We start from the raw sequence: 12,847 nt of genomic DNA, 5'->3' as shown, positions 1-12,847 counted from the left end.
TAGGACCTCGAGCGAGCGTGGAGTTATTGAGCCTAGACGGTCTGACAGGCCGTTGGAACTCTGGTTCGGCAGTTTTTCCCGTTAGTGTGAGATAGATCGACATTACCTTGTCGCGCACCGGAAAGAATGCAGGGGCCGTGCCGGGTTACAGGTGTTATTGGGCGGCATACGAAAAAATCTGGCGAAAGGTTGTTCAAAAATCCACCAGTCCCGGTATGATCGCGCGCCCTGATGCACGCTGGTAACAACCGATGATGAAGTCCAACCTGATCGCCGCCGCGGAGATCGACCGCCTCGACACCTGGGCCAAGTACTCCGCCCCGATGTGCGGTTCGTGCGTGTCCAGCTGCTGCACCCTGCCGGTCGAGGTCAAGATCAAGGATCTGATCCGTATCGGCATCGTCGATGAATTCGAGCGCGGCGAGCCGCCGAAGAACATCGCCAAGCGTTTGCAGAAGGAAGGGATCGTCGAGCGTTACAACCAGAAGTCCGAGATCTTCACCCTTCAGCGCATGAGCAACAACGATTGCCTGTACCTGGATCGTAAGAGCCGTCTGTGCACTATTTATGAAAAGCGCCCGGATACTTGCCGCAACCACCCAAAAATCGGGCCTCGGCCGGGGTATTGCGCTTACAAGCCGAAAGAAGTGGCGCGTGAGACCAGCGAGAGCCGTCGGACCCTCGAGAAGTTTTAACCAGCGCTGAGTTCTTCAGCGACTGACTACCTATATCGCGAGCAAGCCCGCTCCCACATTGGTTCTGTGAACGACGCAGATTCAATGTGGGAGCGGGCTTGCTCGCGAAAGGGCCGGCAAAAACACTACACAAACCCCGGACATACAAAAACGCCCCCGACCTTACGATCGGGGGCGTTTTTTTAGCTGCTAACTAAGTCGAAACTCAGTTACCGGCTTTCTTGGAAGCGCGGGTACGCTCGCTTTCGCCCAGGATCTTCTTGCGAAGACGGATGGACTTAGGAGTGACTTCGCACAATTCGTCTTCTTGAACGAATTCCAGAGCCTGCTCCAGGGTGAAGCGGATAGGCGGAACCAGAGCGATGGTTTCGTCTTTACCCGAAGCACGCATGTTGTCGAGCTTCTTGCCTTTGGTTGGGTTGACGCCCAGGTCGTTGTCGCGGCTGTTGATGCCAACGATTTGACCTTCGTACACGTCTTCACCGTGACCCAGGAACAATTTGCCGCGAGCTTGCAGGGTTTCCAGCGAGTAAGTCAGAGCCTTACCGGTAGCCACCGAAACCAGCACGCCGTTCTGACGGCCGGACATGTCGCCGGACTTCATCACGTCGTAACGGTCGAAGATCGAGGTCAGGATGCCTGCACCGGAAGTCAGGGTCAGGAACTCGTTACGGAAACCGATCAGGCCACGCGCCGGGATGTTGTACTCAAGGCGTACACGGCCCTTGCCATCCGGAACCATGTTGGTCAGGTCGCCTTTACGGATACCGATCTGTTCCATGATCGCGCCCTGGGATACTTCCGGCAGGTCGATGGTCACGTTTTCGTACGGTTCGTGCTTGACGCCGTCAACCATGCGGATGATCACTTCCGGACGACCAACACCCATTTCGAAGCCTTCGCGACGCATGGTTTCGATCAGTACCGAGAGGTGCAGCTCACCACGGCCGGAGACTTTGAACTTGTCGGCGGTGTCGCCTTCTTCAACGCGCAGAGCAACGTTGAACAGCAGTTCCTTGTCCAGACGTTCCTTGATGTTACGGCTGGTGACGAACTTGCCTTCTTTACCGCAGAAAGGTGAGTCGTTTACCTGGAAGGTCATGGAAACGGTTGGTTCGTCAACGGTCAGCGGCTTCATCGCTTCAACATTCAGTGGGTCGCACAGAGTGTCGGAGATGAACAGCTGGTCGAAGCCGCTGATGCAGACGATGTCGCCGGCAGCTGCTTCTTCAACGTCGATACGGTGCAGACCGTGGTGACCCATCAACTTCAGGATACGACCGTTACGCTTCTTGCCGTCAATGTCGATAGCCACAACTTGAGTGTTCGGCTTGACGCGACCACGAGCGATACGGCCAACGCCGATCACACCCAGGAAGCTGTTGTAGTCCAGTGCCGAGATTTGCATCTGGAACGGACCGTCACGGTCAACCTGTGGAGCTGGAACGTGGTCAATGATCGCCTGGTACAGCGGGGTCATGTCTTCCGCCATGGCGGTGTGTTCCAGACCGGCAATGCCGTTCAAGGCCGAAGCGTAAACGACTTTGAAGTCCAGTTGTTCTTCGGTAGCACCCAGGTTGTCGAACAGGTCGAAAATCTGGTCCAGAACCCAGTCCGGACGCGCGCCTGGACGGTCAACCTTGTTGATGACCACGATTGGACGCAGGCCGGCTTCGAAAGCCTTCTTGGTCACAAAACGGGTTTGCGGCATAGGGCCGTCTTGGGCGTCAACCAGCAGCAGAACGGAGTCAACCATCGACATTACGCGTTCAACTTCGCCGCCGAAGTCGGCGTGGCCCGGGGTGTCCACGATGTTGATGTGGTGGCCGTTCCAGTTGATGGCGGTGTTTTTCGCCAGAATGGTAATACCGCGCTCTTTCTCCTGGTCGTTGGAGTCCATCACGCGCTCGTCGTTGAGCTCGTTGCGCTCCAGGGTGCCGGATTGACGCAAGAGTTTGTCTACCAGGGTGGTCTTACCATGGTCAACGTGAGCAATGATGGCGATGTTGCGTAGATTTTCGATCACTTGTGTATCTCGATCAGAGGATTCGGTGTGCTGACAAGTCTTGGCAGCGATTAACAGTAGAGTCAGGCCTTGCCGTTACAGCTTGACGGCGGCGTCGGGGGGCCGGTGACGCAGGCCACAGGCAAACAGCCCCGGGCTCTTAGCTCGGTCGATAAACGCGCACATTGGCATGCCCCTCACTGAGCAAATGGTGGGCATGCAGGCGACTCATCACGCCTTTGTCGCAATACAGCAGGTACTGGCGAGTAGGGTCCAGTTCCTTGAAACGAGCGTTCAATGCATAAAACGGCATCGCTTGTACCTCGATGCCAGCCAAGCCCAGCGGGTCATCTTCAGCGGCATCCGGGTGACGGATGTCGATAACGATCTGACCGGCCAGCGCTTCGCTGACTTCTTCAATCTGCAAGTCCTGGCCCAATTCGTCGATCACGCGATCGATCGGCACCAGCTTGGCGTTCTCGAGCGCACGCTCAAGCACTGCCATGTCGAACTGTTGTTCTTCGTACTCCACGCGCGGACGCTTGGCGTGGGTCTTGGGGTTCACCGAGATGACCCCGCAGTATTCCGGCATGTGCTTGGCGAAGTCGGCAGTACCGATTTCGTTGGCCAGGTCGATGATGTCCTGCTTGTGACTGGCGATCAGCGGACGCAAGACCAGCTTGTCGGTCACGCAGTCGATCACGGACAGGTTCGGCAGCGTCTGGCTCGACACCTGGGAAATCGCTTCGCCAGTGACCAGCGCATCGATGTCCAGCCGATCGGCAATACGGGAAGCAGCGCGCAACATCATACGCTTCAAAACTACACCCATATGACTGTTATCGACTTTACCGAGAATTTCTCCCAGTACTTCCTCGAACGGCACACTCACAAATAACACGCGTTGGGAGCTGCCGTACTTCTTCCAGATGAAGTGCGCAACTTCCATAACGCCCAATTCATGGGCTCGTCCGCCCAGATTGAAGAAGCAAAAATGGCTCATCAGCCCGCGGCGCATGATCTGGTAGGCGGCGACGGTGGAATCGAAACCGCCAGACATCAGCACAAGTGTCTGTTCCAGGGCACCCAGCGGATAACCGCCGATGCTGTTGTGCTGGCTGTGGATCACAAACAACCGTTTGTCGCGAATTTCGATGCGAACTTCGATTTCCGGGTCTTTCAGCGAGATTCCGGCGGCGCCGCACTGACGACGCAGTTGGCTGCCGACGTATTTCTCGACGTCCATCGAGGTGAACTCGTGCTTGCCGGCACGCTTGCAGCGCACCGAAAAGATCTTCCCGGCCAACGCATCACCGAAGTGCTGCTTGCAATTGGCGACGATGTCGTCGAAGTCGCCCAGCGGGTATTCGTCGACCTGCAGGAAATGCGCGATACCCGGCATGCAGCTCAGGCGCTCGGTCATCTCCTTCAAGGCTTTGGGCTCGCTGACGCGGGTTTCCAGCTCGAGATTGTCCCACACACCGTTCACCACCACAGCCGGGTCCAGGTCGCGGAGCACGGTACGGATGTTTTTGGCCAACTGGCGGATGAAACGCATCCGTACCGGGCGGCTCTTGATGGTGATCTCGGGGAAGACTTTTACGATTAGTTTCATGAAAACAGCGCGCGCTGGGCCAGCCGAAAAAGGGGGGCGCGGATTATAGCGGAAATTGCTCAAGGTTTAACCAGTTAATGTGCAGAAGGTTTTGCGCGCACCAAAACAGGTCGCTTGTTGAATTTAACGCTACATTACGGGGCGCGATTTCCAGTTCTGCGCTCCTTTGTTCCTTTATAAGCGTGATATTGGGGCAAAAAACCCATGGTTGGGCACTGGCATGCAATTTGCTCCCTTGTGAGGCAGGTTGCCTTGGCAGAGTATTCGCGCCGGCATCACCCACATTCCAAGGGCATCCACTACTAAGCCCGAAGCCACCCGGAGGACACTATGTCGAAGTCGGTTCAACTCATCAAAGATCATGACGTCAAATGGATTGATCTGCGCTTCACGGACACCAAAGGCACTCAGCACCACGTGACCATGCCGGCTCGCGACGCGCTGGATGACGCTTTCTTTGAAGAAGGCAAAATGTTCGACGGTTCCTCCATCGCCGGCTGGAAAGGCATCGAAGCCTCCGACATGATCCTGCTGCCGGACGACAGCACTGCCGTTCTCGACCCGTTCACCGAAGATCCAACGCTGATCATCGTTTGTGACGTAATCGAGCCTTCGACCATGCAAGGCTACGATCGCGACCCACGTGCGATCGCCAAGCGTGCCGAGGAGTACCTGAAGTCGACCGGTATCGGCGATACCGTTTTCGTTGGCCCGGAGCCTGAGTTCTTCATCTTCGATCAGGTGAAGTTCAAGTCCGACATTTCCGGCTCGATGTTCAAAATCTTCTCTGAACAAGGTTCGTGGATGTCCGACCAAGACATCGAAGGCGGCAACCATGGCCACCGCCCAGGCATCAAAGGTGGTTACTTCCCGGTTCCACCGTTCGACCACGACCACGAAATCCGTACCTCCATGTGCAACGCCATGGAAGAAATGGGCCTGGTCATCGAAGTTCACCACCACGAAGTGGCGACTGCCGGTCAGAACGAAATCGGTGTGAAGTTCAACACCCTGGTAGCCAAGGCTGACGAAGTTCAGACCCTGAAGTACTGCGTACACAACGTGGCTGTCGCTTATGGCCGCACCGCGACCTTCATGCCTAAGCCTCTGTACGGCGACAACGGCTCGGGTATGCACGTTCACCTGTCCATCGCCAAAGATGGCAAGAACACCTTCGCTGGCGAAGGCTATGCCGGCCTGTCCGATACCGCTCTGTTCTTCATCGGCGGCATCATCAAGCACGGTAAGGCCCTGAACGGCTTCACCAACCCGTCGACCAACTCCTACAAGCGTCTGGTCCCAGGTTTCGAAGCACCGGTAATGCTGGCCTACTCGGCTCGTAACCGCTCCGCTTCGATCCGCATTCCTTACGTGTCCAGCCCTCGCGCTCGCCGTATCGAAGCCCGCTTCCCGGATCCAGCAGCCAACCCGTACCTGGCCTTCGCTGCTCTGGTAATGGCCGGCCTGGACGGTATCCAGAACAAGATCCACCCTGGCGATGCTGCTGACAAAAACCTGTATGACCTGCCGCCTGAAGAGGCGAAAGAGATCCCACAAGTGTGCGGCAGCCTGAAAGAAGCCCTGGAAGAGCTGGACAAAGGTCGTGCGTTCCTGACCAAAGGCGGCGTTTTCAGCGACGACTTCATCGACGCTTATATCGCCCTGAAAAGCGAAGAAGAAATCAAAGTACGCACCTTCGTACACCCACTGGAATATGAGCTGTACTACAGCTGCTGATCCGGTATCGCTGCGGCACGCGGCGTGACAAAAAAGAGGCCTCCTTCGGGAGGCCTTTTTTGTGGGCGGTCGTTCCCCTGATCGTTCCCACGCTCTGCGTGGGAACGATCACTGTGCGAAAGTAATGGCGAAATGTTTACGGCTAGGACCAACCGCCGCCCCTGACCTATGCTGCACTTCAACGCTTTCGTTTCTGGTCGATTTTATGGGTCGTGGTTTTCTATTCATCTTGCTGTTGATCGCCCTGCCTGCCGCAGCGCAGATCTATAAGTACACCGACGCCAACGGCAACACCGCCTACAGCAATCAACCGCCCGATGGCGTTAAAGCTCAACCGGTCGAATTGCCTCCGCTCAACAGAGTCGAAAGCCAGCCACCGGGCGAACCTGCACCGCCTGCCGAAGCCAACGGCCGTGAGCAACCTCGCAGCGCCTACGAGGTACTGGAACTGACCGGCCTGTCCACCGAGGAGGCGTTGCGCGCCAACAACGGCACTTTCACCGTCAGCGTACTGATCAAGCCACGCCTGCAAGGGCCGCATCTATTGAGGTTGTTGCTGGATGATCAGCCCTACGGACAACCGAGCAACGTGCCGATCCTGCAACTGGTGAACGTCGATCGCGGCGAACACAGCCTCGCGGTGCAGGTGATCGATGGGGAAAATCTGGTGCAGCAAAGTCCCACCGTGACGTTTACCGTACAACGGGTGCATAAGCCGTGAGGGTGTGGCTACTGATCGCCTGCTTGATCGCCCTGCCGGTCACGGCCGAGGTGTTCACCTACGTCGACGCCCAGGGCAATCGAGTCTTCACCGATCAGCCAGGCTCCGGCAAGGCCAAGCGTGTGCCGATAGCTCCGAGCAATCGCATGCCCGCCAACTCCACCGGTACAACGCCGGTCATTGCCGGTAAAAAGACCGAAACAAAACCGCTTTTCCATTACGACATGCTCCGCGTACTGGTGCCGGAACCAGACGCCACTGTCCGCAGCAGCGCCGGAGAACTAATCGTCAGTGTCACCAGCGAACCCGGCCTGCAACGGGGCCATCGCTACCGACTGCTACTCGACGGCCAACCCACCGCAGAGCCCGCCCCAAGCCCGGTATTCGCCCTGAGCAACATCGATCGCGGCAGCCATAACCTTTCTGTGGAAATCCTCGACGAGCAGGGCCGCATCGTTGAGCGCACAGCCAACCAGCCGTTCCACATGCTGCGCATCTCCCTCGCGCAGAAGCGCCAGGTCAATCCCTGCGCCCTCGTCGATTACGGCCAACGACCGGAATGTCCGCTCAAAGACAAACCCATCGAGCCGAAAAATCCCTTCCTGCGTTTCTTCTAACGCCGTTCAGCTAAGCGCACAATATTGGTGCAATAGACTGCACCGTACCCACACTCCAACCCATTTTGGTTCGAAAGTACCCGACAAAGCCGGCAGAACGCCACGCAGACGAGCGTCAAACGTCCGTTTCAGGCCTTAAACGCTTCTTTTCGGAGCCTTGGTTTGGTTTTTGCATTTTCCTCGTATCAGCGCTTGATTCTTGCGCACGCTCCGCTCCAAAAGAGGTCCTGATGACCATTAGCGACGCACTACACCGCTTGCTACTCGACAACCTGACTACCGCAACCATTCTGCTCGACGCCGAACTGCGCCTCGAGTACATGAACCCGGCAGCGGAGATGCTCCTGGCCATCAGCGGTCAGCGTAGCCATGGGCAGTTCATCAGCGAGTTGTTCACCGAATCCACCGAGGCGCTGAATTCCCTGCGCCAGGCGGTCGAGCAGGCGCATCCGTTCACCAAACGCGAAGCGATGCTCACCGCCCTCACCGGCCAGACCCTGACCGTCGATTATGCGGTCACGCCGATTCTCGCCAACGGCGCCACCATGCTGCTGCTGGAAGTCCACCCCCGCGACCGCTTGCTGCGAATCACCAAAGAAGAAGCGCAGCTGTCCAAGCAGGAAACCAGCAAGATGCTGGTGCGCGGCCTCGCTCACGAAATCAAGAATCCTCTCGGCGGGATTCGCGGCGCGGCGCAATTGCTCGCTCGCGAACTGCCGGAAGAAAGCCTGCGCGACTACACCAACGTGATCATTGAAGAGGCCGACCGCCTTCGCAATCTGGTCGATCGCATGCTCGGCTCCAACAAACTGCCGTCGCTGGCGATGTGCAACGTCCACGAAGTGCTCGAGCGCGTCTGCCACCTGGTGGAAGCCGAAAGTCAGGGCTGCATCACGTTGGTGCGCGACTACGACCCTAGCATTCCCGACGTGTTGATCGACCGCGAACAAATGATTCAGGCCGTTCTGAACATTGTGCGCAATGCGATGCAGGCCATCAGCAGCCAGAACGAGCTGCGCCTTGGCCGCATCAGCCTGCGTACCCGCGCCATGCGCCAGTTCACCATCGGTCACGTTCGACATCGCCTGGTGACAAAAATCGAAATCATCGACAACGGCCCGGGCATTCCCGCGGAGTTGCAGGAAACCATCTTCTTTCCCATGGTCAGTGGCCGCCCGGACGGTACCGGGCTGGGCCTGGCCATAACCCAGAACATCATCAGCCAGCACCAGGGCCTGATCGAATGTGACAGCCACCCAGGCCACACCACCTTCTCGATCTTTCTGCCACTGGAACAAGGAGCCACATCGACATGAGCCGTAGTGAAACCGTGTGGATCGTCGATGACGACCGTTCTATCCGTTGGGTCCTGGAAAAAGCCTTGCAGCAAGAAGGCATGACCACGCAAAGCTTCGACAGCGCCGATGGCGTGATGAGCCGCCTGGCGCGCCAGCAGCCGGACGTGATCATCTCCGACATCCGCATGCCGGGTGCCAGCGGTCTGGACCTTCTGGCGCGGATTCGCGAACAACACCCACGGCTGCCGGTCATCATCATGACCGCTCACTCCGATCTGGACAGCGCTGTCGCGTCCTATCAGGGCGGCGCGTTTGAATACCTGCCCAAGCCGTTCGATGTCGACGAAGCGGTGTCCCTGGTCAAGCGCGCCAACCAGCACGCTCAGGAACAGCAAGGCCTGGAAGTCCCGGTTGCCCTGACCCGCACCCCGGAAATCATCGGTGAAGCGCCGGCAATGCAGGAAGTGTTTCGCGCCATCGGGCGCTTGAGCCACTCCAACATCACCGTGTTGATCAACGGCGAATCCGGGACCGGTAAAGAGCTCGTGGCCCACGCTCTGCACCGTCACAGCCCGCGCGCGGCTTCGCCGTTCATTGCGCTGAACATGGCGGCGATCCCGAAAGACCTGATGGAATCCGAGCTGTTCGGCCATGAGAAAGGCGCGTTCACCGGCGCGGCCAACCTGCGGCGCGGGCGCTTTGAACAGGCGGACGGCGGCACGCTGTTCCTCGATGAAATCGGCGACATGCCGGCAGACACCCAGACTCGTTTGCTGCGGGTGTTGGCGGACGGCGAGTTCTACCGCGTCGGCGGCCATGTGCCGGTGAAGGTCGATGTGCGAATCATCGCCGCGACTCACCAGAATCTGGAAACCCTGGTGCACGCCGGGAAATTCCGTGAGGACTTGTTCCACCGCCTCAACGTGATCCGCATCCATATTCCACGGCTGTCGGACCGTCGCGAAGACATCCCGACCCTGGCCAAGCACTTCCTCAGCCGTGCCGCGCAAGAATTGGCGGTGGAACCGAAGCTGCTGAAAAGCGAAACCGAGGAATACCTGAAAAACCTGCCGTGGGGCGGCAACGTGCGTCAGCTGGAGAACACCTGCCGCTGGATCACGGTGATGGCTTCGGGTCGCGAAGTGCACATCAGCGACCTGCCGCCGGAGCTGCTGAACCTGCCGCAGGATTCAGCACCGGTGACCAACTGGGAGCAAGCGCTGCGCCAGTGGGCTGATCAGGCGCTGGCCCGTGGCCAGTCGAACCTGCTCGACAGCGCCGTGCCGGCCTTCGAGCGGATCATGATCGAGACCGCCCTCAAACACACCGCCGGCCGCCGCCGCGATGCCGCCGTTTTGCTGGGCTGGGGGCGTAATACCCTGACGCGCAAGATCAAGGAATTGGGAATGAAGGTTGATGGTGGGGATGATGATGAGGGGGATGAGGGTTAACTTTTAACCCGATCGTTCCCACGCTCTGCGTGGGAATGCAGCCCGGGACGCTCCGCGTCCCTGCCGAAGCGGACGCAGAGCGTCCATTGAGGCATTCCCACGCGGGAGCGTGGGAACGATCATCGCCCCTGCGTGCACCGCCTGAATGCACCGTGAACCGCAATCGCGCACAGCAATCGATCCAGAGTCCCGCCCGCGTCCGCAATCGAACCCTATCGAAAAAACACGAAAGCCCCGAATCACGGGGCTTTCAGCGTCTCAACGCGGCTTTCTGTTTCAATTTATGAAAACCTGGCACGCCCCCTGCAATAGTCCATTCAGTGATTCGATTCACTACCCAGTTTCGGGGACCTTGGTACAGGCAGGCCGGGGATTCCCCTCTTTACACCGGGCTCACGATGCAATGCGCGAGCCCTGCCGTTTTGGGAACCTTGGTACAGGCAGGCCGGGGATTCCCTCTTTTATTGCTCTCGGAGATGGATCTCCAGCCGCCAGCGGTCATCAACCTCGCTACCGGCCCACTCACCCTGCAGTGGCCGGGCCGCCACCACCGTCAGCAACAACCCCCCATCACTCAAACGTACCTTCCAGTTCACGCTCTTGTCGTTGATGTTGAGCTGACCTTTCTGCACCTTGCCTTCAGCCTCAAACAGCAGCGCCAGGCTGCCATCCACGAACTCGCCGTGAGTCTTCGGTTCGTTGTTGAACCACACCACCAGCCCATCGTTCGTCACTTCCACTTGCTGCAATTCGCTGGGGTCGGGAGTGGTCAGGCGACCGATCATCAGCCCCACCATCACCCCGACAATCGCCAGTGAAGCCATCACCCGTGGGAATAGTTTCGAACGCGGATCCGCTTGCGGCGTAGAATGCTGCACATCTTTATCTTCGGAGCCGTGCATGTTTCACGTCATCCTTTTCCAACCAGAAATTCCGCCGAATACCGGCAACGTTATCAGGCTGTGCGCCAACAGTGGCTGCCACCTGCATTTGATCGAACCGCTGGGCTTCGAGATGGACGACAAGCGTCTGCGCCGGGCCGGCCTCGATTACCACGAGTATGCCACCCTGCAACGCCACGCAGACCTCGCCAGCTGTCTGGAAAGCCTCGGTCACCCTCGGCTGTTCGCCTTCACCACCAAGGGCTCGCGGCCGTTCCACGATGCCAGCTTCGCCGAAGGCGATGCGTTCCTGTTCGGCCCGGAAAGCCGTGGTTTGCCGGCGGAAGTACTCGATGCGCTGCCCAGTGAACAGCGTCTGCGCCTGCCGATGCGTGAAGGCTGCCGCAGCCTGAACCTGTCAAACACCGTGGCGGTTGCCGTCTACGAAGGCTGGCGTCAGCTCGGTTTTAAATAACGCTACATAAAAAAATGTGGGAGCGAGCTTGCTCGCGATGGCGGTGTGTCAGCCAACATTGATGTTGAAGCTGATGACCTCATCGCGAGCAAGCTCGCTCCCACATTGGATCGCTTATTGAACGGTCGTAGTCTCGCCCGCAGTCTGCATACGTTGCAGTTCCTGTGCGTACAGCGCGTCGAAGTTCACCGGAGCCAACATCAGGGCCGGGAACGAACCGCGGGTCACCAGGCTGTCCAGGGTTTCGCGAGCGTACGGGAACAGGATGTTCGGGCAGAACGCGCCGAGGGTGTGGCTCATCGAAGCGTCATCGAGGTTCTTGATCAGGAAGATCCCGGCCTGTTGCACTTCAGCAATGAACGCCACTTCGTCGCCGTTCTTCACGGTGACGGACAGGGTCAGCACGACTTCGTGGAAATCGCCTTCCAGTGCCTTTTGACGGGTATTCAGATCCAGACCGACGCTTGGTTCCCACTGCTGACGGAAGATCGCCGGGCTTTTCGGGGCTTCGAAGGACAAGTCACGTACGTAGATGCGCTGCAAGGAGAATTGCGGTGCGGTTTCTTCTTCGCTAGCTGCAGTGTTCTGTTGGTCAGTCATCTCAGATCCTTTCTGATCTTGGGGTCTTACAGGGAAGGCATTCAGGCCTTGAGCATGGCGTCGAGCTTGCCGGCGCGTTCAAGGGCAAACAAATCATCACAACCGCCAACGTGGGTGCTGCCGATCCAGATTTGCGGCACGGACGTACGTCCGGCCTTCTGAGCCATGGCGGCACGCACCTGCGGCTTGCCATCGACCTTGATCTCTTCGAAGGCTACGCCTTTGTTCTCGAGCAGGTACTTGGCTCGCGAGCAGTAAGGGCAGTAATCGCTGGAATAGACGACGACGTTGCTCATATCACTTCACCAGCGGCAGGTTGTCACCCTTCCAGCTGGAAATACCGCCGGAGAGCTTGGCGGCGGTGAAGCCGGATTTCATCAGTTCGCGGGCATGAGTGCCGGCAGTCTGGCCCATGGCATCGACCAGGATGATGGTCTTGGCCTTGTGCTTTTCCAGTTCGCCGACGCGAGCGGTCAGTTTGTCGTGAGGGATGTTCAACGCGCCAACAATGTGACCGGCGGCGAAATCCTTGGTTGCACGAATGTCGATCACCACGCCTGCGTCCTTGTTGACCAGCCCGGTCAGTTCCCCGGTGCTCAGGCTACGGCCGCCGCCCTTCATCTCATGGGCGATCAGCAGAGCCAGCAGAACGGCGAAGATGCCGACGAGCAGATAGTGGGTAGTGGCAAATGCAATCAGGTGATCAACCATCGAAGGAGGTTCCAGGGCGTTAAAATGTCGGCCAGTATACA

General features: G+C 58.2%; 13 protein-coding genes. 7 read left to right on the top strand and 6 right to left on the bottom strand.

What is annotated here, in order from left to right; translation table 11 throughout:
- Positions 1–251 precede the first annotated feature (251 nt).
- The gene (locus ACYZTR_RS02615) at positions 252–695 is read left to right on the top strand and encodes a YkgJ family cysteine cluster protein (RefSeq protein WP_008149447.1); all 444 of its coding nucleotides are present in this window, start codon (positions 252–254) and stop codon (positions 693–695) included.
- 205 nt (positions 696–900) lie between these two features.
- On the opposite strand, the gene typA is transcribed toward ACYZTR_RS02615, so the two are convergent.
- Positions 901–2,721, bottom strand: coding sequence for a translational GTPase TypA (gene typA / locus ACYZTR_RS02610; RefSeq protein WP_461976203.1), 1,821 nt, complete (start codon positions 2,719–2,721; stop codon positions 901–903).
- Between the two features lie 139 nt (positions 2,722–2,860).
- Positions 2,861–4,315 carry a tRNA uracil 4-sulfurtransferase ThiI gene (gene thiI, locus ACYZTR_RS02605; RefSeq protein ID WP_461976201.1) on the bottom strand — a complete coding sequence of 485 codons (1,455 nt, stop codon included), beginning with the start codon at positions 4,313–4,315 and terminating at the stop codon, positions 2,861–2,863.
- 330 nt (positions 4,316–4,645) lie between these two features.
- Here thiI and glnA point away from each other — a divergent pair, with 330 nt between their 5' ends.
- The 5 genes from glnA to ntrC all read left to right on the top strand — a co-directional run bounded on the left by glnA (position 4,646) and on the right by ntrC (position 10,139).
- Positions 4,646–6,052: a glutamate--ammonia ligase gene (gene glnA / locus ACYZTR_RS02600; protein ID WP_449642784.1), complete on the top strand. Its 1,407-nt coding sequence runs from the start codon at positions 4,646–4,648 to the stop codon at positions 6,050–6,052.
- A 205-nt stretch (positions 6,053–6,257) separates the two neighbouring features.
- Positions 6,258–6,773, top strand: a complete 516-nt coding sequence (locus tag ACYZTR_RS02595) for a DUF4124 domain-containing protein (RefSeq protein ID WP_461976199.1) — start codon at positions 6,258–6,260, stop codon at positions 6,771–6,773.
- Positions 6,770–7,390, top strand: a complete 621-nt coding sequence (locus ACYZTR_RS02590) for a DUF4124 domain-containing protein (RefSeq protein ID WP_461976197.1) — start codon at positions 6,770–6,772, stop codon at positions 7,388–7,390. Before ACYZTR_RS02595 ends, ACYZTR_RS02590 begins: the two co-directional genes overlap by 4 nt.
- A 230-nt stretch (positions 7,391–7,620) precedes the next feature.
- On the top strand, positions 7,621–8,706 hold the full coding sequence (glnL, locus tag ACYZTR_RS02585) for a nitrogen regulation protein NR(II) (protein WP_008024908.1): 1,086 nt from the start codon (positions 7,621–7,623) through the stop codon (positions 8,704–8,706).
- Positions 8,703–10,139, top strand: coding sequence for a nitrogen regulation protein NR(I) (ntrC, locus tag ACYZTR_RS02580; RefSeq protein WP_449642787.1), 1,437 nt, complete (start codon positions 8,703–8,705; stop codon positions 10,137–10,139). The genes glnL and ntrC overlap by 4 nt, the downstream gene beginning before the upstream one ends.
- 461 nt (positions 10,140–10,600) lie before the next feature.
- Here ntrC and ACYZTR_RS02575 read toward each other — a convergent pair whose 3' ends face one another.
- A complete protein-coding gene (locus ACYZTR_RS02575; RefSeq protein ID WP_461976195.1) occupies positions 10,601–11,041 on the bottom strand; it encodes a hypothetical protein in 441 nt (146 codons plus the stop codon).
- On the opposite strand from ACYZTR_RS02575, the gene ACYZTR_RS02570 reads away from it, so the two are divergent.
- Positions 11,040–11,495, top strand: a complete 456-nt coding sequence (locus ACYZTR_RS02570; protein WP_008068783.1) for a tRNA (cytidine(34)-2'-O)-methyltransferase — start codon at positions 11,040–11,042, stop codon at positions 11,493–11,495. The genes ACYZTR_RS02575 and ACYZTR_RS02570 overlap by 2 nt on opposite strands.
- Before the next feature lie 114 nt (positions 11,496–11,609).
- Here ACYZTR_RS02570 and secB read toward each other — a convergent pair whose 3' ends face one another.
- Genes secB through ACYZTR_RS02555 form a run of 3 tightly spaced genes read right to left on the bottom strand, consistent with a single transcriptional unit; the run spans position 11,610 to position 12,806 of the window.
- Entirely contained in the window at positions 11,610–12,095 is a 486-nt protein-coding gene (gene secB / locus ACYZTR_RS02565) for a protein-export chaperone SecB (RefSeq protein WP_461967853.1), read from the bottom strand.
- Between the two features lie 41 nt (positions 12,096–12,136).
- Positions 12,137–12,391 (bottom strand): glutaredoxin 3, encoded by a 255-nt coding sequence (gene grxC, locus ACYZTR_RS02560; protein WP_008149430.1) that lies wholly within the window; start codon positions 12,389–12,391, stop codon positions 12,137–12,139.
- Between the two features lies 1 nt (position 12,392).
- Positions 12,393–12,806: a rhodanese-like domain-containing protein gene (locus ACYZTR_RS02555; protein ID WP_461976192.1), complete on the bottom strand. Its 414-nt coding sequence runs from the start codon at positions 12,804–12,806 to the stop codon at positions 12,393–12,395.
- Between the last annotated feature and the right edge of the window lie 41 nt (positions 12,807–12,847).

The organism is Pseudomonas sp. Hz4 (assembly GCF_054898165.1).
Note: the sequence above shows the minus strand (reverse complement) of the source record. Positions and strands in the feature narration are given on the sequence as shown.

Bases quoted from the DNA above. Each gene is read 5' to 3' on its own strand.
- ACYZTR_RS02615 (WP_008149447.1), top strand. From the start codon at position 252: ATGATGAAGTCCAACCTGATCGCCGCCGCGGAGATCGACCGCCTCGAC.
- thiI (WP_461976201.1), bottom strand. From the start codon at position 4,315: ATGAAACTAATCGTAAAAGTCTTCCCCGAGATCACCATCAAGAGCCGC.
- glnA (WP_449642784.1), top strand. From the start codon at position 4,646: ATGTCGAAGTCGGTTCAACTCATCAAAGATCATGACGTCAAATGGATT.
- ACYZTR_RS02595 (WP_461976199.1), top strand. From the start codon at position 6,258: ATGGGTCGTGGTTTTCTATTCATCTTGCTGTTGATCGCCCTGCCTGCC.
- glnL (WP_008024908.1), top strand. From the start codon at position 7,621: ATGACCATTAGCGACGCACTACACCGCTTGCTACTCGACAACCTGACT.
- ntrC (WP_449642787.1), top strand. From the start codon at position 8,703: ATGAGCCGTAGTGAAACCGTGTGGATCGTCGATGACGACCGTTCTATC.
- ACYZTR_RS02570 (WP_008068783.1), top strand. From the start codon at position 11,040: ATGTTTCACGTCATCCTTTTCCAACCAGAAATTCCGCCGAATACCGGC.
- ACYZTR_RS02575 (WP_461976195.1), bottom strand. From the start codon at position 11,041: ATGCACGGCTCCGAAGATAAAGATGTGCAGCATTCTACGCCGCAAGCG.
- secB (WP_461967853.1), bottom strand. From the start codon at position 12,095: ATGACTGACCAACAGAACACTGCAGCTAGCGAAGAAGAAACCGCACCG.
- grxC (WP_008149430.1), bottom strand. From the start codon at position 12,391: ATGAGCAACGTCGTCGTCTATTCCAGCGATTACTGCCCTTACTGCTCG.
- ACYZTR_RS02555 (WP_461976192.1), bottom strand. From the start codon at position 12,806: ATGGTTGATCACCTGATTGCATTTGCCACTACCCACTATCTGCTCGTC.